The sequence below is a fragment of the Streptomyces sp. NPDC001204 genome, from assembly GCF_053598035.1.
In genome coordinates this window covers 40,680-60,195 of the sequence record NZ_JBSFJL010000030.1, presented here as the reverse complement: position 1 = coordinate 60,195, position 19,516 = coordinate 40,680, and the positions used below count along the sequence as shown (strand labels likewise).

Sequence of the window (19,516 nt, the reverse complement as noted above, 5' to 3'; positions counted from 1 at the left end):
GTCAGCACCGGCATCCCGTCGGGCCGTCCGCGGGCGCCCAGCCGGCGACCGCGGACCAGAGGTGCTCGGCCCGCTTCTGCGCGTCCTGGCGCACCGCGACCGGGTCGATGGTGAGCACCTGGCGGTCGCGGACCACGAACTCCCCGCCGACCATCACCGAGTGGATGTCGGCGGACTGGCCGGCGAAGACCATGCTCGCGACCGGGTCCAGCACGGGCGCCAGGTGCGGGCCCTTGAGGTCGACCAGCAGCAGGTCGGCGAGCTTGCCGGGCTCGACCGAGCCGAGCTCGTGCTCGCGGCCGAGGGCGCGAGCGCCCTGGATGGTCGCCATCTCCAGCACGTCCATGGCCTTGATCGACTCGGCGTTGCCGTCGCTGATCCGGTTGACGCAGACCGCGAAGCGCATCTGCTCGAGCATGTCGTGGACCATGTTGTCGGTGCCGAGCCCGACCCGCGCGCCGAGGCGTCGCAGCTCGGCGACCGGCGCGATCCAGCCGCTCTTGGCGTTGACGGCGGGGAGCTGGCACACGGTCGCGCCCGACTCGGCGAGCAGCGCGGCGTCGCCGTCCTCGAGGAACGCGCAGTGCCCCGCGATCAGGTCCGGTCCGAGGACGCCTGTGTCGGCCAGGTGCTGCACCGAACTGCGGCCGGTGAGCGTTCGCACCTGGGCGACCTCGCCGGCGCTCTGGGCGAGGTGGGTGAACATCCCGACCCCGGCCTCGTCCGCGAGCGCCCGCGCCCGGCGGAGCAGGTCAGGGCTCGCGGTGTCCGGGCCGTGCGGCCCGACGTGGCAGGTGATCCGGCCGTCGTCGTACCCGTGCCAGTCCTCGATCAGGCGCGCGTTGGCCTCCAGGAGGCGCTGTCCGCGCGCCGCGTCGTACGTGTAGGCGCCGTGCCGCACGCTGAACAGGTCAGCGTCGTGGATCCGCTCGCTCACCACGGCGCGGAGGCCGACCTCGGCGAGGGCCCGGACGTTGGACTGCGAGTGGATGTAGTTCTCCACGATCGTCGTGGAGCCGAACGCCAGCGCCTGCATCGCCCCTAGCAGCGACATGACGTAGGTGTCGTCGGGTGACATGACCACCCCCTGCGGGATGTCGCGGCGGTAGATCGGCGCGCCGCCCATGTCGTCGCCGATGCCGCGGGTGACACCGATCGCGCAGTGGACGTGCAGGTTCACGAAGCCCGGCAGCAGCATCTGCCCGGACGCGTCAACCTCCGTCGCTCCGGCGTACTGCGCCCGGAGGTCGGCGGTCTTCCCGACGGCGGCGATCCGGCGGCCGTCGACGGCCACTGCCCCGTCCTGGATGACGGTGCGCTGCTCGTCGACGGTGATCACCGTGGCGTTCGTGATGAGGGTGAGATCGGACATGTGTGGTCGTCTCCTGGGTCTGTGGTGAGTACGACGTCGCGTCAGGGACGCGGCTGCATGGTGCCGGGCGGGTACTGGTTCCACCACCAGTGCGCGATGTCGAGGCGCCGGGTGAACCACACGTCGTCGTGGCCGAGCATGTACTGAAGGAGCTCGCGCAGGGCGTGCGCGCGGGCGGGCTGGCCCATGAGCCGGGCGTGCAGCCCGATGCTCATCATCCGCGGCCGGGTCTCGCCCTCCTCCCACAGCAGGTCGAAGGCGCGCTTGCCGTAGTCCAGGAACGAGTTCGGCCCGGAGTAGGACTGCCCGGGGAGGAACAGCCCGTCGTTGAGGGTGAAGGAGTAGGGGATGACGAGGTGGTCCGTGCCCTGCACCCGCACGAAGTACGGCAGGTCGTCGGCGAAGGAGTCGCTGTCGTAGAGGAAGCCGCCCTCCTCGACGAGGAGCTCGCGGGTGTTGACCGATGCGGGCTGCCGGCTGTACCAGCCCCGCGGCCGCTCGCCGCACGTGGCCTCGATCGACTCGATCGCCATGTGCAGCCGCTCGCGCTCGGTGTCGCGGTCGAGCGTGCTCACGTTCTCCCAGCGGTAGCCGTGGCAGCACACGTCGTGGCCGCGCTCCTTGATCCAGGCGCCGACCTCCGGGTTGAGCTCGAGCGCCTGGGCGCAGCCCTGGACGGTGATCGGGAGGTCGAGCCCGTCGAGGATGCGCTGGAGACGCCAGATGCCAGCGCGCGAGCCGTACTCGAAGATCGTCTCGTTGCCAAGGTCCCTGACCGGCAGCGGCGGATAGTCGAACTCCTGCGGGATCTCGTTGCGGCCGTCGACGGGGTAGCTGAGCTCGCTGCCCTCCTCGTAGTTGACGACCAGGCAGACCGCGACGCGCGCCCGCCCGGGCCACTCGATGGCAGCGCCGTCGCGACCGTAGCCGACGAGGTCGCGTCCGCCGGGCGCAGAGGGGTTCGTGGACATGGGGGTCACTCCTCGATGGTCAGGATCGGTACGGCGCCCGCGTCGATCGAGCGCTGACGCAGGTCGCGGCACTCGTCGGCGAACGGCCCGGTCAGTACGTCGAGCCGTGGGCCGGTCGTGGCCACGGCAGCCGCGAACCCGGCCGGGTCGTACCCGCCCCACGGCCGGTCGCCGGGCAGCCGGGTGCCGCCGACGACGACCCGGCCGAGCCGGTAGACGAGGCAGGCACCCAGGCACATCGGGCAGGGCTCGAACGTCGTGTACATCGTGGCGTCCTCCAGCGACCGGCCCGGGTGGGCGGCCGTGAGGTCGCGCAGCGCGACCACCTCGGCGTGGGCCATCGGGTCGCCGCTGGTCATCGCCTCGTTGCCGCCGCCGGCCAGGATGTCCTGGCCGGCGACGATGACGGCCCCGACCGCGAGGTCGCCGCGCGCACCGGCGCTGGCGGCCTCGCTCAGCGCGGCCTGGAGGAACATGCGGTCCGTGCGGTCGCACGCGTCGGCGTCGGGGGTTGGCGTCACGGCTGTGCTCACCGGCCGATCTCGCGGAGGTCGGTCGCCGCGGTCTCTCGGGCGATCGCCACGCAGGAGATCAGCACCACCAGCAACGCGGCGAGGTACACCGAGACCGGCACCCACGTGTCGTACTTGGTGACCAGCGCCGCCGTGATGATCGGGGCGAGCGCGCCGCCGAACACGCCGGCGCTCTGGAAGCCCAGGCCGGCTCCGGTGTACCGCACGCGGGTCGGGAACAGCTCCGGGACGTAGGCCGCGAGGGGACCCCACATCGCCGCGATGAAGAAGTTGCCCACGGCCGGTGCGACGAAGACCAGCGCGTCGACGCCGGACCCGAGCAGCGGGAAGAAGGCGAAGCCCCACGCCATCGCGCCGACGGCGCCGATGCCCAGGACCGGCCGACGGCCGATCCGGTCGCACAGGTGACCCCACATCGGGATGCTGACCGCCTGGCTCGCGGCACCGAAGAGGACGGCGGTGAGCAAAGTCTGGCGGGGCAGGCCGAGTTGGGTGGTCCCGTACACGAGGATGAAGACGTTGAAGACGTAGAAGGTCACGTCGCTGCCGACCCGGGAGCCGATCGCCAGCAGCACGCGCTTCCAGTGACAGGTCACCACCTCGAGCAGGGGCGCCTTGCCGACCTCGTCGGCCGCGGCCTCCTCCTCGAACAGCGGCGACTCCTGCACCTGCCGGCGGATCCACAGCCCGACGAGCACCAGGACGGTGCTCAGCAGGAACGGCACCCGCCAGCCCCAGGCGAAGAACGCCTCCTCCGACACCAGGAAGGTGACGATCGAGAAGACCGCGTTCGCGAGCAGCAGGCCGACCGGGCTGGCGATCTGGACGAGCGACCCGAGCAGCCCGCGCTTGCCGTCGTTGCTGAACTCGCCGACCATGAGCGCCGCACCGCCCCACTCGCCACCAAGGCCGATGCCCTGGACGAAGCGGAGCACGACAAGCAGCAGCGGGGCGAGGATCCCGATCGAGCCGTAGGTGGGCACCACACCGATCAGGCCGGTCGCCGTACCCATCAGGACCAGGGTCAGGATCAGCACGTTCTTGCGGCCGTACTTGTCGCCGAAGTGACCGAAGATCGCCGCGCCCAGCGGGCGGGTCACGAACGCGACGGCGTACGTGATGAGCGAGAGCATCGTCGCCGTCGCGGGGTCGCTCTCGGGGAAGAAGAGCTTCGGGAAGACCAGGGCGGCCGCCGAGCCGTAGATGAAGTGGTCGTACCACTCCAGGGTCGTGCCGACCGCGCTCGCGCCGACGACGCGTCGGAGCGCCTTCCGGTCGGTGCGAGTACCGGCGCCCGGGGCGCCGGTCTTGAGAGCTGCGTGCATGCTAGCCTCCAAGACAGGTGTTCGAGTACGCCGCTGCCGAGGGATTTCGCAGTTCGCACGGCAGCGATGTGGGTGGACACCGACCTCGCACGGCCCCCTGCCTGATGCGGCGGGGCCGTGCTCCTCAGTCGGCTGCCGACGGCTCTTCCTGGGCTGGTCGAATGCCGTCGACTATTCGGAGCTGAGCGCGCGTCAGGTGCTGACGCAAGGTCAGCGACCTGGTCGATCGCGGCCCTGGTCGGACCGGTTGAGCCTGGCGCCCGACGGTGAGTTCGAGATCGCCGTTCGAGTCACCCTGTTCATGTTTGGTATACCGGGATACTGCTCGCGTCCGATGGACGCCGTCAAGCAGTTCGGGATACAAAATTGGAATGAGGGTGGTCCGGCAGTGCGGAGGTCGTTCCTCGTCGTGGCCGTGCTCGGCGCGAACGTCGTCGCGGCGATGCAGGTCGGCAAGGTGCCCACCGCGCTGCCCGCCATCGGCGACGACCTCGGGCTCTCGCTCGTCCAGGCGAACTGGGTCCTCTCGCTCACCAACCTGATCGCGGCCGGCACCGCGTTCGCCGTACCCGCCCTCTCGACACTGGTCGGCGCCCGCTGGCCCGCGCTGCTCGCGACGGCGTGCCTCGCGCTCGGCAGCCTCGCCGGAAGCGCGTGCTGGAACGCGAAGACCCTCTTCCTGTCCCGGGTCCTCGAGGGTGCCGGCCTGCTGCTGATGATGATCAGCGGGCCGACGTTCCTCGCGCAGGTACTCGATCTGCGCCGGCTCCGGATCCTGTTCGGGCTGTGGCCCGCGTGCATGCCGGTGGGGATCGCGGTGATGCTGGCGGCCACGCCCACGCTGGTGGAGGTGACGGGCTGGCGCCCGATGTGGGTAGGCGCCGGCCTGGCCGCGGCCGCTGCAGGAGCCGTCCTGGCCGTGGCCTCCCGGGGTCTGCCCGCGCCGCACGTCGAGTCTGGGATCCCGGACGCGACGCGGATGCTGCGCGAGCCTGCGCGCCGGCTAGCGGTGCGGCCGCTGTGGTGGTGCGCGGCGATCTCGCTGTGCTACTCCGCGGAGTTCCTCGGCGTCCTCGGCTGCTGCCCTCCGTGCTGGGCGAGCGGGCCGGCGCGAGTGCGGGGACGGTCGCGGCGCTGACGGCGACGGCGTTCCTCGCCAACGGCATCGGTACGGCGACCGCGGCGCTCTTCCAGCTCCGCGGCGTCGCCGGGTCGCTTCTCCTCCTGCCGGCCGCCCTCGTGATGGCGTCGTGCCTCTGGGTACCAGCATGTTTCCGGCGCTGGAGCGGATGCTTGAGCTCAACACCGCAGGACCGCTCGTGCTGCTGAGCCGCTACCAGGCACCTGCCGCCATCCGTCGGCTGGGCACCAGACGCCTGACGGCGTGGCTGCGTACTCGGAAGGTGCGCACTGCCGAGTCCCTCGCTGCAAGAGCCGTCGAGGCCGCTGAGCGTCAGCACACCGCCGTTGCCCCGGAGAGTCCGCCATCGCGAGAATGGTCCTCACCCTCGTGAAGCAGGTGATGGCCCTCAACGAGAAGGTCACGGAGACCGACAAGCTCATCGAGAGCCAGTTTCGCGAGCACGAGCTCGCCGAGGTGATCCTTTCCATGCCCGGGATCGGCGTCACGCTGGGCGCCGAGTTCCTGGCCGGCATCGGCGGCCGCCTGGATGCCTTCCCCACACCGGACCGGCTTGCAGCCTTCGCCGGCGTCGCCCCCGCGCCACGCGACTCCGGACAGGTCAGCGGAAACCTGCGCCGACCGCAGCGTTACCAGAGGCGCCTGCAACGCGTCTTCTACACTTCCGCGCTGCTCAGCATCCGTTCTGATCCGAACTCGCGCCGGTTCTACGATCGCAAGCGTGCCGAGGGAAAGCGGCATACCCAGGCCGTGATCGCCCTTGCCCGCCGCCGCGTCAACGTCCTTTGGGCCCTGATCCGTGACCGCCGCCTCTACGAGGTCACACCACCACCAGTGACGGCGGCACCCTGATCCTCACCCCACCCTGTGAAAAGCCGGGCGAGGGCCGTGACATCCTGCGGCGGTGCAATTGAGCGATCACACAAACACTGTCGACCTCCGCCCGCTGCGCTATCAGTTCCCCACGGTCAGCGGCGACGCCTACGACGACGACTGGCTGGTCATCAGTGGTTCCGTCAGGACTCCCGATGGCAGCTGGTCCTTTGCCGAACCCTGTCTGCTGACCGGTGAAGCGCGTCAGGTGGCCGCCTGGCTGCGTGCGGTAGCAGCGGGGACGCTGGCTGTAACCGGACCTGATGCCAACGGCGAGTTGTCCCCGGATACGTGGTTCGTCGAGCCGGTCCTAGCGTTCAGCCTCGCCGACCGGAACGACGCCAGGGTGGTGCTTCGCGTTCACCCGTCTTTGGAAGGGGCGCCCCCGTGGCAGCAGGGCGATGACGCAGCAGACCTCTACCAGTACGTCGTAGAAGTGCATCTGGATACGGCTGCACTCCTTCACGCGGCTGACCAGTGGGATCTTGCTTTGACGTCTTTCCCGACCCGCTGATCAACACCCCTTCTTCCTGGATGCGGTCCGTTGGCTGCCCAGCACACGCTCCATGCCTTGACTTCTCTATTGGGAAGCCTCCTTGCCCTCGCCGCCGTCGATGACGGTGAACAGCCGGTCGTAGGAGCCCAGCTCGCGTTGTTCGACCTCTATGAGCGCACTGGAGGCGGAGCCGACGGCGTGGACCTGGCCGGTGGGCCGACGGCGTACTTCCTGGCGCATCGCCTGCCCGGCCTCGGCGTTGGGCGGCACAAGTGGACCCTGGTGGCGAGCAGGCCCGCGAACGCGGCGAACTCGCTGGTAGGGCTGCCGCGGCCGACGCCGGCCTCGTTGTCCCAGACCAGCGTCCTGGGGACGGCACCCCACTCAGTCAGCAGCCGCCAGTGTCCGTCGATCAGGTCGCCGGTCCTGCGGGAGGGCAGCATCCGAGCGGCGATCACGCGGGAGTAGCCGGAGACCATCACCAGGACTGGCGGGCGTCCGCTCTGCCCATAGCCGAGGGGGATGTCGGCCTCGGGGAACCACAGATCGCACTGGGCCAGCTCGCCGGGCCGATAGACCGTGCGGGAGACCGGATCGACCGGGACATAGGCCGGCCGCAGTTCCCGGATCCGGTCCTTGAGAATCGTCATGCCCTGTCCCAGCCGATCCGCTCGGCGATCACCGTCGCGGGCATCGTCGGGGTCTCCCGCAGCAGTTCCCGGATCTGCACCTCGACCGCGTCGACGGCCGAGCCCTTGGCCGGCCGCCGGTACTGCGGCGGCCGGTCGTTCGCCAGGGCCCGCTTGACGGTGTTCTTCGAAATGCCCAGATGCCGTGCGATCGCCCGGATCGGCATCTGCTCGGCCCGGTGCAGCCGGCGGATCTCTGCCCAGTCCTCCACGAGGATCACCTTCCCTCCTGACCTTGATCACCAAGGCCAGAGTCAGACGAAGATCACCAAGTGGGTCACTTTTGATCCGCCGTCAGAGGGTCAGCGTTCGGCCGTCGTCGAGAACCGCCGACGGTCGGGATCGCTCATCGGCTGAACCCCTTCGGGCAGCAGCCGCAGCGGCCCGTTGTCACGAGCGGCTCGTACGGGCGCGCCCACCCCAACAGGCCGCTGCACCACCGCTCTGACCCACTCCTGGAAGGACCCACCTCGTGAACGAACCGAGCAACGCCACACCTTCGAAGGAACACGCGCACGTGCCGGACGGGCAAGCCGGCCACCAGCCGGCAGCCACCGGCCTGTACCTGCTGTTCGCCCACGAACCGTACTATCCGCTGCCCGCCCGGGAGATCAACACCTCCGTCGTCGCTGCAGCCTGCCTCCTCCACCCCCAGGTGCGCCAGCCCGATGGGATGCGCATCCACCAGCGCCTCGCCTGCGGCCGTCGGCAGGGCGAGATCGTCCCGCTGGCCACCCTCACCCACGAACTGGATGGCGGCGCCCACTGGCCTGCGGTCGGCGATTGGGAGGCGGTGACCGCAGGCCTCGTCCGGCTCATCCGCGGCAAGCGCTGCGACGCGCTCAGCCTGGGCCTGCCCCCCTCGAGCGCGCCCTGCTGTGCAGCGGCCCCGACACCACGGTCCGCGTCGTCGACCCGGCCACCCAGGAATGCACCTCCTACGGCCCGCAGGACCGAAAGGTCGTCCTGGCCCAGGTACGCCAGCACCTCGCCTGGACCGAGGCAGGCGGGGCCCTGTGTCCCGGCCACGGCCTGCTCAACCCGTCAAGGAACACACCGTGAAACAGTGCTCTGCACGGCAGCGCATGGCCAGGTGCCTGTCTGCGGCGCCGGGCCCAGGCCTCCTCGTAGTCGACGGCCGGGGCGGCCGGGTGGTCATCAAGCCGAGACCGGCGCCTGGAGTCGGTGACGGATGCGGGCCGATGTGCTGTGGTTCCTGGACGCGCTGGGGCTGGGCCACGTGGACCTGATCGGGCATTCCATGGGCGGGATCGTGGCTTACCTGCTCGCGCAGGACCATCCGCAGCGGGTGAGCCGACTGGTCCTTGAGGACGTACCGGTCTCCCGTCCCCGGGAGCCGAGTACCCCTACCAGGCCGGACGGCGACCTGACCTTCGACTGGGAGATGGTGCTGGCCGTCAGGCGGCAGATCGACCAGCCCGATCCCAGGTGGCTGGAGCGACTCAGCCAGGTCACCGCCGAGACCCTCGTGGTGGCCGGCGGTCCACGCAGCCACGTGTCTCAGGACGGCGTCGCCGAGCCGGCCCGCCGCATCCCCGGCGGGCACATGGTCACCATCCCGGTCGGGCACCTGATCCACCACGCAGCGCCGGAGGCGTTCACAGAGGTAGTTGCGGCGTTCCTGCTGGCGGAGGAGAACGTCCATCCCGCCCGCAAACCATGACCGCGCGCTCACCGGCCGTGACGCGGAGCGGGCAGCGCGGGTTCTTCGAGTGTGACCAAGAAGTGGGCCCGCGCGGCCTTGTTCCATCCTGCCTTCACCGGCCTCTCCCGCCAACATCTCGGCTATTTGATCGAGGAGTTGGCCAAGCCGTGGGCGGTCGGCGAGCGCCGCCCTCGCCGACCGCCCACAGACACGTCTGGGGCTGGTCGCCGCAGCGTCCTGTGCCGAGGCGCTGACGGCCGCGGAGAGATCTCCTGCAGGAGCTTCATCCCCTGAGACGGTACGGCACGACATGCGTTGATTTCCGGGGATCTCAGCTGTGACGCCGTTCGTATCCATCCCGCGTGTTGGCGAGCACGGTCAGGCATTCTTGCGGCCGTGCCCAGATGTCAAGCTCTGGCGATGCGCTGGGAGTTCACCATCTCAGTGAGGTCGGCGGTCGCACGCTGCAGCAGGGTTTCTCCCTCTTCCGCATGTGCGCCGGCAGGGTCGCCGAGCATGCCGTTGGGCGTGACGAGGGAGAGGCCGGACTCCCGCAGCTGGGGGAGGCGATCCAGGATCCGTGTAGGGTTCCCTGGCCGTGCTGCGTCCAACCGCACCTGGTCAGGAGTGAGGGCGCGCATGACAGAGGTCTCGGTGCGGCCCACGTGGGCGTCACCGTCCCAGCGCGGTGCCCACGCCAGCACGTTCCGCCCCTCGCTGCGCACGCGCACCGCCCGGGTCACGGGCTGGGCATTTCCGCCGTGCGCGGACACTGATATCACCTGACGGAACGTCAACGCAGCCGAGCACACGAGCTCGACGAGGAGCAGCTCGACGGCCTCCTGGCCGATGGACAACGTGCCGGGGAACCCCTGGTGCTCCCCGCTCAGTTCTTAGCCCACCTGGCTGGACGTGACGGAGCGGGTCACGGGTCTGCGCGATCTGCCGTGTTTCCATCGCGTCAGGAGGCACATGACATGGCTGCCCAGCGACAGGACGACACCCGTTCCCGATTCACCACGTCTCGGCGCCGGGTGCTGGCCGCGGCGGCCCTGGCACCCGCACTCATTGGGGCGCCGGCTGGCGCCCGTGCCCTGTCCGCCGGGCCGCAGGCCCGAGCCCTCGTCGAGCCGGTGATGACCAAGCTGGCGGACTGGGCGGAGGTGGGGAAGGCTTTGGGTCGGCCCGGTGACATGAGGCGGTTCATGTACCACACGGGCATGCCGCGCCGGGACCTCATGGTCTACTCCCGCGGTATCCGGATCGACCCCGCGCTTGCCCTGGGCACGCACGTGTCCTTTGTCCGGTACGCCGATCACAGCACGCTCCTGATGGGCGACGCCGTGGTCACGGAGCGCGAACTGCAGCGCTTCATTGACGTTCTGCAGGTGCATGGGATCATGCAGACCGCCATCCACAAGCACCTGCTCGCCCACGAGCCGGACGTCTGGTGGGTTCATCTGCACGCCCACGGCCACGACCCCGTCGCCATTGCCCGCGGTCTGCGTGCCGCGCTCGACACCACCGGCACCCCACCCCCTGTACCCGTCGCTTCCTCGCCGCGCGTCCACCTGGACACCGCCGCGATCGACGCCGCGCTGGGCGTCAAGGGCTTCGCCGACGAAGAGATCTACAAGTGCACGTACGTCCGCAGTGAGACCGTTGCTGACGGCCCTGTGATCCTGCCTCCGGGCCTGGGCGCCACCACCTCCGTCAACTTCCAGCCGCTCGGTGGCGGAAGGGCCGCGCTCAGCGGTGACCTGGTGATGATCGCCAGCGAGGTCCAGCCCGTTCTCGTGGCCCTGCGGCTCGGCGGCGTTGAACTCGTCGAGGTGCATCACCACAACCTGACCGACGAACCACGCCTGTTCTTTGTCCACTACTGGGCCGTCGGCGATGCCGTGAGGCTCGCCAAGAGCCTTCGCCGGGCCGTGGACACCACCAACGTCGTGCCTATGCCCGGAGGAGCCGCCTGATGACCGGGGACAACGAGACGATCATCTGGTCATTCGACTTCAGCGAAGCCCTGGAGTCCGACCCTGCGCTCGCGGACCCGATGCGTCGCGTGTCCCCCACACACGGATCCGGCTTCGCTACGGCGATGCCGACGCCTGGCTGGTCACCGACTTCGAGGCCGTCAAGCAGGTGACCACCGGACCAACGATTGAGCAGGGCGGGCATCCTCGGCCACGCAAGGCGCTGATCCGGCCTGATGCCCGACTCCACCCTCCGTGGAACCGGGCCGCGCGGGTCGGCGTCACTCCGTGAGTCCGCAAGATCACTGAAGGACACGCCCATGACCGGTACGTCCCCCCGGCTACCTCTATCTCGTCCGTCACGGCGAGGCATCGCCGGACGAGAGCGAACTGACGGATGCGGGCCGCCGCCAGGCCGCCCTGCTGGGGGAGCGGCTCCGTGGGGTCCCGCTGGCGGCGATCCACCATGGACCTCTCGCTCGTGCCGAACACGCCGCCCGGCTGGTCGGTGAACAGCTCGACGGAGTCCCCCGCCGTCGCTCCGAAGCGGCTGGCGACTACATCCCCAACCTGCCGACACGCGAGGAACTGCAGCCGGAGGCAGCCGACGCAGGTCGCCACAGGAATCCCGCTGGTGTACACCTACGTCCTCGGTCCGGTGGCCAGGGCGTACCGGGACGGAGATGTGTTCACAGGCGTGCTCAAGGTTCCGGCACACTTCCCTGCAGCGCTCGACATCGGCCAGGTCTGATCAACCTCGCGAGACCCCACGATTATGGGCCTGGGCTGCACGTTTTTCTCAGGGCGGGTTCGGAGGCGGGTGCGCGGACGGCGTTCGGCACACGGGAAGCCTCATCCTGCGGCGCAGCGTACGCAGGTGCGCGCCGCCGGGCGCACCTCCAGGCGTTGGCTCGGGATCGGCTCGCCACAGCCCTCGCACCGTCCGTAGTCGCCCTCCTCCAAGCGCTCCAGCGCCCGATCCAGATCGGCTAGATGGTCGCGCGCTTGCGCCAGCATGGCGGCGACATGGGCCCGTTCGAAAGCGGTGCTCGACCCCTCTGGATCGTGCTCGTCATCGGTTGCGACCAGGGCGTTCGCCTCGACGATTCCATCGAAGTCACGACTCAACGCCGCGATCTGCACGCTCGTGCCAGCACGTTCGGCCGCTAGCAGCTTGCGAAAGGACTCACGCTGCAGCGGGGAGAAACGGGCATCTCTGGATGAATCGCTCATAGAGGGGGTAACGTCGGCGTCAAGGGTTCATATTTCGGATACCCGTGCGCCCACCAGCCGAATGCCGCGATGTCCGGGAGACGAGGTCGCTCCCCAGGGACTTTGCGTGTTGCGGTTCTGTCCGGTTGAGCACGTGAGTCCTGGTTGATCATGTCCATCCGAGTGTGGCCAGAGGGCGGCTTGGGTGGCGGGCATTGTGGCGGGTGGCGGCGGCAATGTTGGTGCGGCCGTCCTGCCGGCAGACGCTGATGGCGAGGTCCGGAACTACAGCTGCCGTGTCAGTACGCACGCGCCTGATCAGTCCATCTCGCCAAGCGGGAACCATCAGTCCTGGTGACGCACCCGCCAGCCATCGTCACGTGCCCGCGATCAGCACGTCTATAAAGATCAACCCGACTGTGAAATCGCTCTGTCAGCGAAGGAACTTCATTTTCGGGCTGCGGAGTTGGCGGTGGTGACCTCGGGTTTCACGGGGTGAGTTGTTTGGCGATCTTCAGGAGTTCGGCCGTGGTGCTCACGATGAATGTGTAGGTGCCGTTCGTCCATGTCGCGGTGTTATTGGAGTGACGAACATCGCCGCCGCCACCGCCCACTACCGATCACCGACCGACCACGCACTCCAACCACTCGATCTTGAAACATGAGAACACATCAGCTCTGTCCAGGCACGTGCCTCTCATCAGCGGAAAGTCTACGCGCAGGACTTTGCGGCAGCCCTGGGACATCGACACCCCCCGTAGAACTTGATTGCTCCCTTAGGGTGAAAAGAGGAGGAGGTGGAGAGGTGCGCAAGAGATCCGGGTACTCATGTCTACCAGCAGTTAATAATCAAGGAATCCACTTCAGGCAGGGAAACTCTCCTGTGTGACATTATTGCCCTTATGTGAATTATCGCTTCGTCTGAAATCAGGGATCCTATCCCTTCTAGCCGAGAGCAGCATCGCTATGCCTGATGGTTATCACTGGTCGAGGCCGCAGTACCTTCATGAGGCCGTAACCAACCCCAACATCCACGTGACAGGAACCCGCAGTTACTACAGCCACGCCTGGTCCGGCGACTTCGAGGGGTCCGTGGTGCGTTACCTCCACGGAGATGCCTACAGCCGAGCGAACCGGAACTGGGCGCCACCCTGGCCCATCGACCAACTATATATCGGCGACTACGTGTGCATTGGAGCCGAAGCTGTAATCCTCATGGGCGGCAACCATCTTCATCGCACAGACTGGTTCAGCCTCTATCCTTTCCGTGACGTTCGCGCCGACGCTTACCAGGGAAAGGGAGACACTGTGATCAAGGACGGTGCCTGGATTGGCATGCGTGCCATGATCATGCCTGGCGTAACACTAGGCGAAGGCGCCGTAGTCGCTGCTCAAAGTGTAGTCACCCGCGATGTGCCGCCCTACACCCTTGTGGCCGGCAGTCCTGCACGGGAAGTCCGGAAGCGCTTCGATCCGGAGGTCATCGACCGGCTCCTCGCACTGGACATCTACAAGTGGAGCGACGAGAAATTCGACTCTCTGCGTCCGGTTATCTGCGGATCAAGCATCGGCGCCCTTGAGGAGATGTCCCAGGCGTGGGATGTCTCAAGCGCAACAGTTCATAGAAATGCAGCCGCTGACCCTGTGGCATAACCCAACGAGTAAATGCATGCAGCCGGAATCGGAATCGCCGAGTGCGGGTCTCTTTAAGGCCCCGTATTGCGTTAAGGAGGAAACGGGAATGTTCCAGAGTCCTTACTCCCGTGTCGCCCTCGTCACTGGCGGGTCCGGCGGGATCGGCCGCGCCATCGTCAGACGGCTGGCGGAAGACAAGTTCTGTCTAGGCGTTCACTATGCAGAAAACAAGGAAACGGCCTACAGCCTGGTGGAGGAGATCACGTCGAGTGGCGGTCGGGCGATCGCAGTCGGCGGCGACGTCGCTGATGAGGACGCGATGGCCGCAGCCTTCGATGAAGTCGAAGTTGAATTCGGGGGAATCGACGTCCTCGTGCACACCGCCGGTATCATGCGGCCTGGACCAATCGCGGCCCTGGACCTGGCTGAGCTCGACCAGATCCACCGCACTAACATCCGCGGCACGTTCGTCGTCGACCGGCAGGCGGCCCGGCAACTACGCGCCGGCGGAGCAATCATCAACTTCTCCACCTCCATGACCCGCACACAATGCCCCGCCTACGGTGCATACGTCACGAGCAAGGCGGCTGTCGAGGCAATGACCCTGGTGCTCGCCCGCGAGCTGCGCGGCAAGGACATCACGGTCAATGCTGTCGCCCCCGGCCCCACCGCCACCTCGATGCTTTTCGGTGACAAGAACGAGACAACTATCGGCAACCTCGCCAAGGCCGCACCGCTCGAGCGTCTGGGACGCCCCGAGGACATGGCCGAGATCGTGGCCTTTCTCGCGGGGCCGGCACGCTGGGTAAACGGCCAGGTAGTGTTCGGCAACGGCGGTCTTGCCTGAACTGAATCCTTCCCGATCACACAGCAATCACAAGATCGCTGGTCAGGCGTCTCTGATCAAAAATTGATCGGGAAACTCGAATGCAAGCCCCTCAAAGAAGGGTTAGGGAATCAGAAAGTGAACAAGACGAGAACCATTAGCGTGGTCGCTAGTGCGGCATTTGCTTTGATGGGCGTGCCGGCCGCCGCCTCGCCAGGAACAGCTGCTACCAGGGATGTCGGTACAGAGAAGCTATACCTGACGGTCACTGGAACCACGCAGTACGGGTATCCGTTTACATCAAAGAAGGCGGGGGACGAATTCGGCGGCAGCGGGAAAGTCAGTGAGAGGAACACCGGAGTAGGCGACGGAAAATTCTCGTACTACTGCAAAATCACTGCTGTCAGTACCGCTCCCAACACGCTCACCAGCATCTGTCACGCCGCGCTGGACCTGCCGAAAAAAGGTCAGATCATGCTGGAGGCACTGGTCACCCAAAAGGCTGGCACTTCGGGTTTCCGGATGGCGGTCACGGGTGGAACAAACGACTACGAATTTGTAAGGGGTCATGCTGACTTCACTGAAAAACCAACACCCGCGAGAATCGTCGTCTCTCTGGTCCATCCAATGAAGACGCCGGTGGTAGCGCCCGGCGTGGCAGCACCTCGCTGACCGGCACTGACACGGCAGCTGTAGTTCTGGTGTCTACGCTGGTCAGCTGCCTGCAGGGGCTGGATGAAGGTATGGGTACGGCCACCGTGATCATGAACGTTTGTGACGACGTTTCAAGAAGCGGTGGCCGTGGAGGTCACGATAGCCCAGGCCGTCTGGGACCGGGTGTTCGGCAGGGACTTTGCAAGGTTGCGGGTTGAGTGAGGTTGCCCGGTGATGGGCTGTCATGTCGCTTTATGGGGCCCGGATGCAGGTGCAGGCACGGCCTCGTTGATCATGTGAGTGTCGAGTTCACGTGACCACAACCGAAGACCGTGCCTGCTGTCTCATCTTCTCCTATGCCGTCGGGCCTGGAGCAACTGGCCCGTACCCCGTCACCGCAGCCGCTGCCCGACGCGGTGTGCCTCGCCCACTTCCTCGCGGGCCTGCCGGATCCGCGCAACCGCCGTGGCCGACGTTTCCCGCTGACGGCGATCGTGACGGCCGCCGCAGCGAGCGTCCTGACCGGTGCGAGATCCCTGACCGCGATCGCCGAGTGGATCGCGGACGCGCCCCGCTGGGTCCTTCTGGCCTTCGGCTTCGCGTTCGACCCGTTCAGCAAGGCGGTCACGGTGCCGCATCCCACCACGGTCATGCGGCTGCTCGGCCGCATCGACGGCGACGCCTTCGACGCCGCGGTGAGTGCGTTCCTGCAGGCCAGAGCCGCTGACCTGGACGCAGGGGAAGCGCGGTGGCGGGCGGTCGCCGTGGACGGGAAACATCTGCGCGGATCAAGAGCGGCCGGCGGGAAAGCAGTATGGCTGCTGGCCGCGATGGACCACGCCGGAACGGTCCTCGCACAGCGGCAGATCGATACGAAGAGCAACGAGACACCCGCGTTCATCCCCCTTCTGGACGGCCTGGCCCTGGAGAACGCCGTCGTCACCGCGGACGCGGCACACACCCAGCACGCGAACGGCCTCTGGCTGCGCGCGCAAGGCGCCCACTACATCGCTGTCGTGAAGGGCAACCATCCCGGCCTGCTCAAGCAATTGAGGAAACTGCCGTGGACCGACATCGCCCTGGACCACAAGGACCGGACCAGGGGCCGAGGCCGGCTCGAGGTCCGTCACCTGAAGACAGCCTCGTTCCGGCACCTCGACTATCCCGGCGCCCGTCAGGCCCTGCGCGTCATGCGCTGGCGCAAGGACCTGACCAGCAACAAGATCACGATCGAGCGGCTGTACTTCGTCACCAGCCTCCCACCCGGCGCGGCGTCCGGAGCCCGGATCGCGGCCTGGATCCGCGGCCACTGGAAGATCGAGAACCAGCTCCACCACGTCCGTGACACCACGTTCGCCGAGGAGAACCACGGGGAACAGCGGGGATCGCGACAGAGGCTGGCCACAGCCCGAGACCACTCGGGTGCACGTCAGGGCCGCGACTGACCCGAGATCACCTGAGCTTCCCAAGCTGAGAGCGCGAGTTCGATTCTCGTCACACGCTCCATGAGAAACCCCCAGGTCAGAGACCCGGGGGTTCTTTGTCGACGGCCCGGTCCGGGTTTCTGTCCATCATGGAGTTCACCCCGGCCGACCCAGGCTGCTCAACGCGCTTGAGGGCTTGGGCCGGTGGCGTTCCCGGTGGCGTCTGTCGTAGGGCCCGGCCGGTGAAGCCGGGCCCTACGACGGTCACGACGTCAGCGGACGTCGACGTAGTCGCCCCCGGCGGTGACGGGAGCGGTAGTGGAGGTGCCCGCGAAGGTGTAGCGCCAGTAGCCGTCCGCAGATGCCGTCACCGTGGTCTTCAGGTTTCCATAGCTGTTCGTGGAGACCGTCTTCACGGTCGTGTACTTGGACGCGCCCGCCTTTCGGAACTGCAGCCGCACCCGCTGACCGGCGTATCCGTGATAGCCGCCGAGTGTCTCCCAGTCCGCACGGGAGAGTTTTCCGGTGACGGTGAGCGTCCTGCCCTTGGTCACCGGTTCGGGAGACGCGTCGGCCGTCAGGGTCGCGTCGCGCAGCACGGACTGCGTCTTGGCGGCGTGAAGATCGATGTGACCCGTGCCGTCCGCGGACTCGGCCCAGGCAGTGACCTTCCACGTGCCGGCGAAGGAGTTGCGGCCGAGGGTCCAGCGCGGGTGGATGTAGGCGAACTGGGCCTGGCAGGTGGACGTAGTCGCGTTGACCTTGGTGCAGGTCGCTCGCCAGGGGCTGTAGAGGACGGCGTTGGGGGTGTCGTACGAACCCTGGTACAGGTACATGTCACCGCTCGCGATCCCCGACGGGTCGGTGGCGGTGAACTTCGCCTTGAACTCCTGGAGCGGCTGGTCGGACAGCTCCATCGGCTTGCCGCCGTTCACCACGATGTTCGAAATGCGGGTCGCGCCCGCCGTCTCGTTGCCCTGCGGGACCGGCCCCGCGAACGCCCGCTCGATGGTGCGGCTGAGGCTGCCGCCCAGGTCGTCGGCGGCGGTGACGCGGAGGGTGACGAAGGAGCCGGTGGCGGGAACGTCCAAGGTCGCCGAGCCGTCGGCCATGACGGGAAGATCGGTCCAGGTCGCGCCGTCGTCCGTGGAGTACGCCAGGCCCGTGATCTTGGTGTTCGCCTGCGCCGTGTCCGTGTTGCGGGTGGTGGCGCTCGCGTCGACCCTGACCGGCCCGGCGGCGGCGCGCCCCATCGCGTCGAGCCCCGAGACCCTCACCTCGGTGTCGATCAAGGGGAGTTCCTTGCCTTCGGCGTAGCCCGCCCGGAACGTCCATTTGCTGCGTACGTCCGTGGACAGCCGGGAGTACGGGACGCGGCGGTGGACGGTCTGGTCGAGGGTGTACGTCTGCGGCGACGTCGGCACGGTCGACGACGTCAGTCCGTGGGAGGAGTCGAGACCCGACGCCTGGGCGTAGGTGACGCCGTCCGAGCCGGTCAGCTTGTACGAGTACTTCGCCCGGGAGTCGTGGCCCGTGTGGCCCGCGGTGTCGCTGAAGGTGTGCCCCTCGTACAGCGAGACCTTCCCGCGGTACCACTGCGAGCCGGGCCACGGACCGCGCACCGGCTGCAGCGGGGCCGCGCCCAGGACCTCGCGCACGCTGGTCCCGGCGGGCAGGGTGCGGTCAGGCAGGATCAGGTCCTGTTCACCGGTGCCGTAGTTCAGCAGCCGCATAGAGGTGACGCCGGGTGTGACGTACTCGGTGACCGAGCCTCCCACGGGCACCGAGCTGCCGACGAAAACGCCCGTCCACTCGCCGAAGTCGGGGACGGTCTGCAGGATCGCGGTCGTCCGGGTGCCCGGTGCGCGGACCTGCGTGACGGTCTTCGCCAGGGCGGAGGTACGGACCGTCATGACGGGCGAGGCGGGCACCGTGGTGGTGAAGCTGTGCGTGAGGTCGTAGCGGTAGGGGCTCGGCACGCTGGCCGAGGCACCCTTCTTGCCGAGCACCTCATGGATCCGCAGTGAGACGCCCCGCATCGAGAATGGGGTGACGTAGACCTTGTCGGCGCCCGAACCAGCGAAGCCCGCCAGGTCGCCTCCCGGGACGCTCAGCCACACGGCGGAGGACTGCCGGGTGGCAGTGGTGTCGTCGGTACGGATCCCGGCCTGCTTGGCCGCGCTCTGGTCGAAGGCGACCGTGGTGGCGGCCGAACCGACCGTGAAGGTGCGGGTGAGCAGATAGCTCGGCTGCCGCCAGTCCATGTGCAGCGCCACGGCGAAGTAGTCACCGGGCGGCAGTTTCACCGTTGCCGTGGCACCGAAGGCGCTGCTATCGACTGCGTATGCCGTCCACGTCGTGCGGTTCCAGACATAGAACTGCTTGGTTGTGACGTTGGCGTGCGTGATGCTCAGCTTCACCGAGTACGCGGACGCCGTGGTGCTCATGGTCGTGAGACCGCCCCCCGCGGCCGGCGTGCGCGTGCCATCGAAGCCCGCCGTGGTCAGCGGAAGCTTCGCGGCTGTACGGTCTGCCATGTGCGCCCCGGCTGGCCGCACGGACACCATGCCGTTCACAGCGGCGACGGCGTAGCGCCCCGCGCCCGCCCCAGCGCCCTTCAGCCCCGCCGTGACATGAACCTGCCGTCCGCCGACGAGTTCGACGCGCCCACCGTCCCCCAACGCGGCGTTCGGTACGCCGCGGTGTGCCACGCCCGGTGCCGT

15 protein-coding genes and 3 pseudogenes are annotated in these 19,516 nt (G+C 67.8%); 10 read left to right on the top strand and 8 right to left on the bottom strand.

Annotation, left to right across the window (positions count from 1 at the left end; translation table 11 throughout):
• Position 1 precedes the first annotated feature (1 nt).
• From ACWC91_RS31660 to ACWC91_RS31645, 4 genes are read right to left on the bottom strand one after another with little or no spacing between them, the layout of a single operon-like run.
• A complete protein-coding gene (locus ACWC91_RS31660; protein WP_225079718.1) occupies positions 2–1,372 on the bottom strand; it encodes an amidohydrolase family protein in 1,371 nt (456 codons plus the stop codon).
• Positions 1,373–1,413: 41 nt separating this feature from the next.
• Positions 1,414–2,343 carry a polysaccharide deacetylase family protein gene (locus ACWC91_RS31655; protein ID WP_225079719.1) on the bottom strand — a complete coding sequence of 310 codons (930 nt, stop codon included), beginning with the start codon at positions 2,341–2,343 and terminating at the stop codon, positions 1,414–1,416.
• A 5-nt stretch (positions 2,344–2,348) separates the two neighbouring features.
• Complete coding sequence (locus tag ACWC91_RS31650; RefSeq protein WP_225079720.1) at positions 2,349–2,864, bottom strand: nucleoside deaminase; 516 nt, start codon at positions 2,862–2,864, stop codon at positions 2,349–2,351.
• A gap of 8 nt (positions 2,865–2,872) precedes the next feature.
• Positions 2,873–4,201: an MFS transporter gene (locus ACWC91_RS31645; protein WP_225079721.1), complete on the bottom strand. Its 1,329-nt coding sequence runs from the start codon at positions 4,199–4,201 to the stop codon at positions 2,873–2,875.
• 388 nt (positions 4,202–4,589) lie between these two features.
• Here ACWC91_RS31645 and ACWC91_RS31640 point away from each other — a divergent pair, with 388 nt between their 5' ends.
• The 3 genes and pseudogenes from ACWC91_RS31640 to ACWC91_RS31630 all read left to right on the top strand — a co-directional run bounded on the left by ACWC91_RS31640 (position 4,590) and on the right by ACWC91_RS31630 (position 6,729).
• The gene (locus tag ACWC91_RS31640; RefSeq protein WP_225079722.1) at positions 4,590–5,339 is read left to right on the top strand and encodes an MFS transporter; all 750 of its coding nucleotides are present in this window, start codon (positions 4,590–4,592) and stop codon (positions 5,337–5,339) included.
• Between the two features lie 130 nt (positions 5,340–5,469).
• A pseudogene (locus tag ACWC91_RS31635) lies at positions 5,470–6,194 on the top strand (transposase); the annotation flags it as partial.
• 52 nt (positions 6,195–6,246) lie between these two features.
• Positions 6,247–6,729, top strand: a complete 483-nt coding sequence (locus ACWC91_RS31630) for a WapI family immunity protein (RefSeq protein ID WP_225079723.1) — start codon at positions 6,247–6,249, stop codon at positions 6,727–6,729.
• A 242-nt stretch (positions 6,730–6,971) separates the two neighbouring features.
• Here the strand turns inward: ACWC91_RS31630 and ACWC91_RS31625 are convergent.
• Positions 6,972–7,621 (bottom strand): annotated as a pseudogene (locus tag ACWC91_RS31625) (helix-turn-helix domain-containing protein); the annotation flags it as partial.
• 971 nt (positions 7,622–8,592) lie between these two features.
• On the opposite strand from ACWC91_RS31625, the gene ACWC91_RS31620 reads away from it, so the two are divergent.
• Positions 8,593–9,084 carry an alpha/beta fold hydrolase gene (locus ACWC91_RS31620; RefSeq protein ID WP_225079726.1) on the top strand — a complete coding sequence of 164 codons (492 nt, stop codon included), beginning with the start codon at positions 8,593–8,595 and terminating at the stop codon, positions 9,082–9,084.
• Between the two features lie 389 nt (positions 9,085–9,473).
• Here the strand turns inward: ACWC91_RS31620 and ACWC91_RS31615 are convergent, their stop codons facing one another.
• Positions 9,474–9,956, bottom strand: coding sequence for a creatininase family protein (locus ACWC91_RS31615; protein ID WP_225079796.1), 483 nt, complete (start codon positions 9,954–9,956; stop codon positions 9,474–9,476).
• Between the two features lie 87 nt (positions 9,957–10,043).
• Here ACWC91_RS31615 and ACWC91_RS31610 point away from each other — a divergent pair, with 87 nt between their 5' ends.
• Both ACWC91_RS31610 and ACWC91_RS31605 read left to right on the top strand, forming a co-directional pair.
• Positions 10,044–11,042 (top strand): DUF1259 domain-containing protein, encoded by a 999-nt coding sequence (locus ACWC91_RS31610; protein ID WP_225079727.1) that lies wholly within the window; start codon positions 10,044–10,046, stop codon positions 11,040–11,042.
• Between the two features lie 320 nt (positions 11,043–11,362).
• Positions 11,363–11,651, top strand: a pseudogene (locus ACWC91_RS31605) (histidine phosphatase family protein); the annotation flags it as partial.
• A 243-nt stretch (positions 11,652–11,894) separates the two neighbouring features.
• Here ACWC91_RS31605 and ACWC91_RS31600 read toward each other — a convergent pair.
• The gene (locus ACWC91_RS31600; protein WP_225079728.1) at positions 11,895–12,275 is read right to left on the bottom strand and encodes a TraR/DksA family transcriptional regulator; all 381 of its coding nucleotides are present in this window, start codon (positions 12,273–12,275) and stop codon (positions 11,895–11,897) included.
• A gap of 945 nt (positions 12,276–13,220) precedes the next feature.
• Here ACWC91_RS31600 and ACWC91_RS31595 point away from each other — a divergent pair.
• From ACWC91_RS31595 to ACWC91_RS31580, 4 genes are all read left to right on the top strand, one after another.
• The gene (locus tag ACWC91_RS31595; RefSeq protein ID WP_308043194.1) at positions 13,221–13,907 is read left to right on the top strand and encodes a CatB-related O-acetyltransferase; all 687 of its coding nucleotides are present in this window, start codon (positions 13,221–13,223) and stop codon (positions 13,905–13,907) included.
• A gap of 88 nt (positions 13,908–13,995) precedes the next feature.
• Positions 13,996–14,736: an SDR family oxidoreductase gene (locus ACWC91_RS31590; RefSeq protein WP_225079729.1), complete on the top strand. Its 741-nt coding sequence runs from the start codon at positions 13,996–13,998 to the stop codon at positions 14,734–14,736.
• Positions 14,737–14,853: 117 nt separating this feature from the next.
• Positions 14,854–15,387, top strand: coding sequence for a hypothetical protein (locus ACWC91_RS31585; protein WP_225079730.1), 534 nt, complete (start codon positions 14,854–14,856; stop codon positions 15,385–15,387).
• 338 nt (positions 15,388–15,725) lie between these two features.
• Positions 15,726–16,814: an ISAs1 family transposase gene (locus tag ACWC91_RS31580; protein WP_225079731.1), complete on the top strand. Its 1,089-nt coding sequence runs from the start codon at positions 15,726–15,728 to the stop codon at positions 16,812–16,814.
• Positions 16,815–17,065: 251 nt separating this feature from the next.
• Here ACWC91_RS31580 and ACWC91_RS31575 read toward each other — a convergent pair whose 3' ends face one another.
• Complete coding sequence (locus tag ACWC91_RS31575) at positions 17,066–19,240, bottom strand: hypothetical protein (protein ID WP_225079732.1); 2,175 nt, start codon at positions 19,238–19,240, stop codon at positions 17,066–17,068.
• Between the last annotated feature and the right edge of the window lie 276 nt (positions 19,241–19,516).

Excerpts from the sequence above, each read along its gene's own strand:
- ACWC91_RS31620 (WP_225079726.1), top strand. The coding sequence starts at position 8,593 with ATGCGGGCCGATGTGCTGTGGTTCCTGGACGCGCTGGGGCTGGGCCAC.
- ACWC91_RS31595 (WP_308043194.1), top strand. The coding sequence starts at position 13,221 with ATGCCTGATGGTTATCACTGGTCGAGGCCGCAGTACCTTCATGAGGCC.
- ACWC91_RS31610 (WP_225079727.1), top strand. The coding sequence starts at position 10,044 with ATGGCTGCCCAGCGACAGGACGACACCCGTTCCCGATTCACCACGTCT.
- ACWC91_RS31575 (WP_225079732.1), bottom strand. The coding sequence starts at position 19,240 with ATGAGCACCACGGCGTCCGCGTACTCGGTGAAGCTGAGCATCACGCAC.
- ACWC91_RS31590 (WP_225079729.1), top strand. The coding sequence starts at position 13,996 with ATGTTCCAGAGTCCTTACTCCCGTGTCGCCCTCGTCACTGGCGGGTCC.
- ACWC91_RS31580 (WP_225079731.1), top strand. The coding sequence starts at position 15,726 with ATGCCGTCGGGCCTGGAGCAACTGGCCCGTACCCCGTCACCGCAGCCG.
- ACWC91_RS31655 (WP_225079719.1), bottom strand. The coding sequence starts at position 2,343 with ATGTCCACGAACCCCTCTGCGCCCGGCGGACGCGACCTCGTCGGCTAC.
- ACWC91_RS31645 (WP_225079721.1), bottom strand. The coding sequence starts at position 4,201 with ATGCACGCAGCTCTCAAGACCGGCGCCCCGGGCGCCGGTACTCGCACC.
- ACWC91_RS31660 (WP_225079718.1), bottom strand. The coding sequence starts at position 1,372 with ATGTCCGATCTCACCCTCATCACGAACGCCACGGTGATCACCGTCGAC.
- ACWC91_RS31600 (WP_225079728.1), bottom strand. The coding sequence starts at position 12,275 with ATGAGCGATTCATCCAGAGATGCCCGTTTCTCCCCGCTGCAGCGTGAG.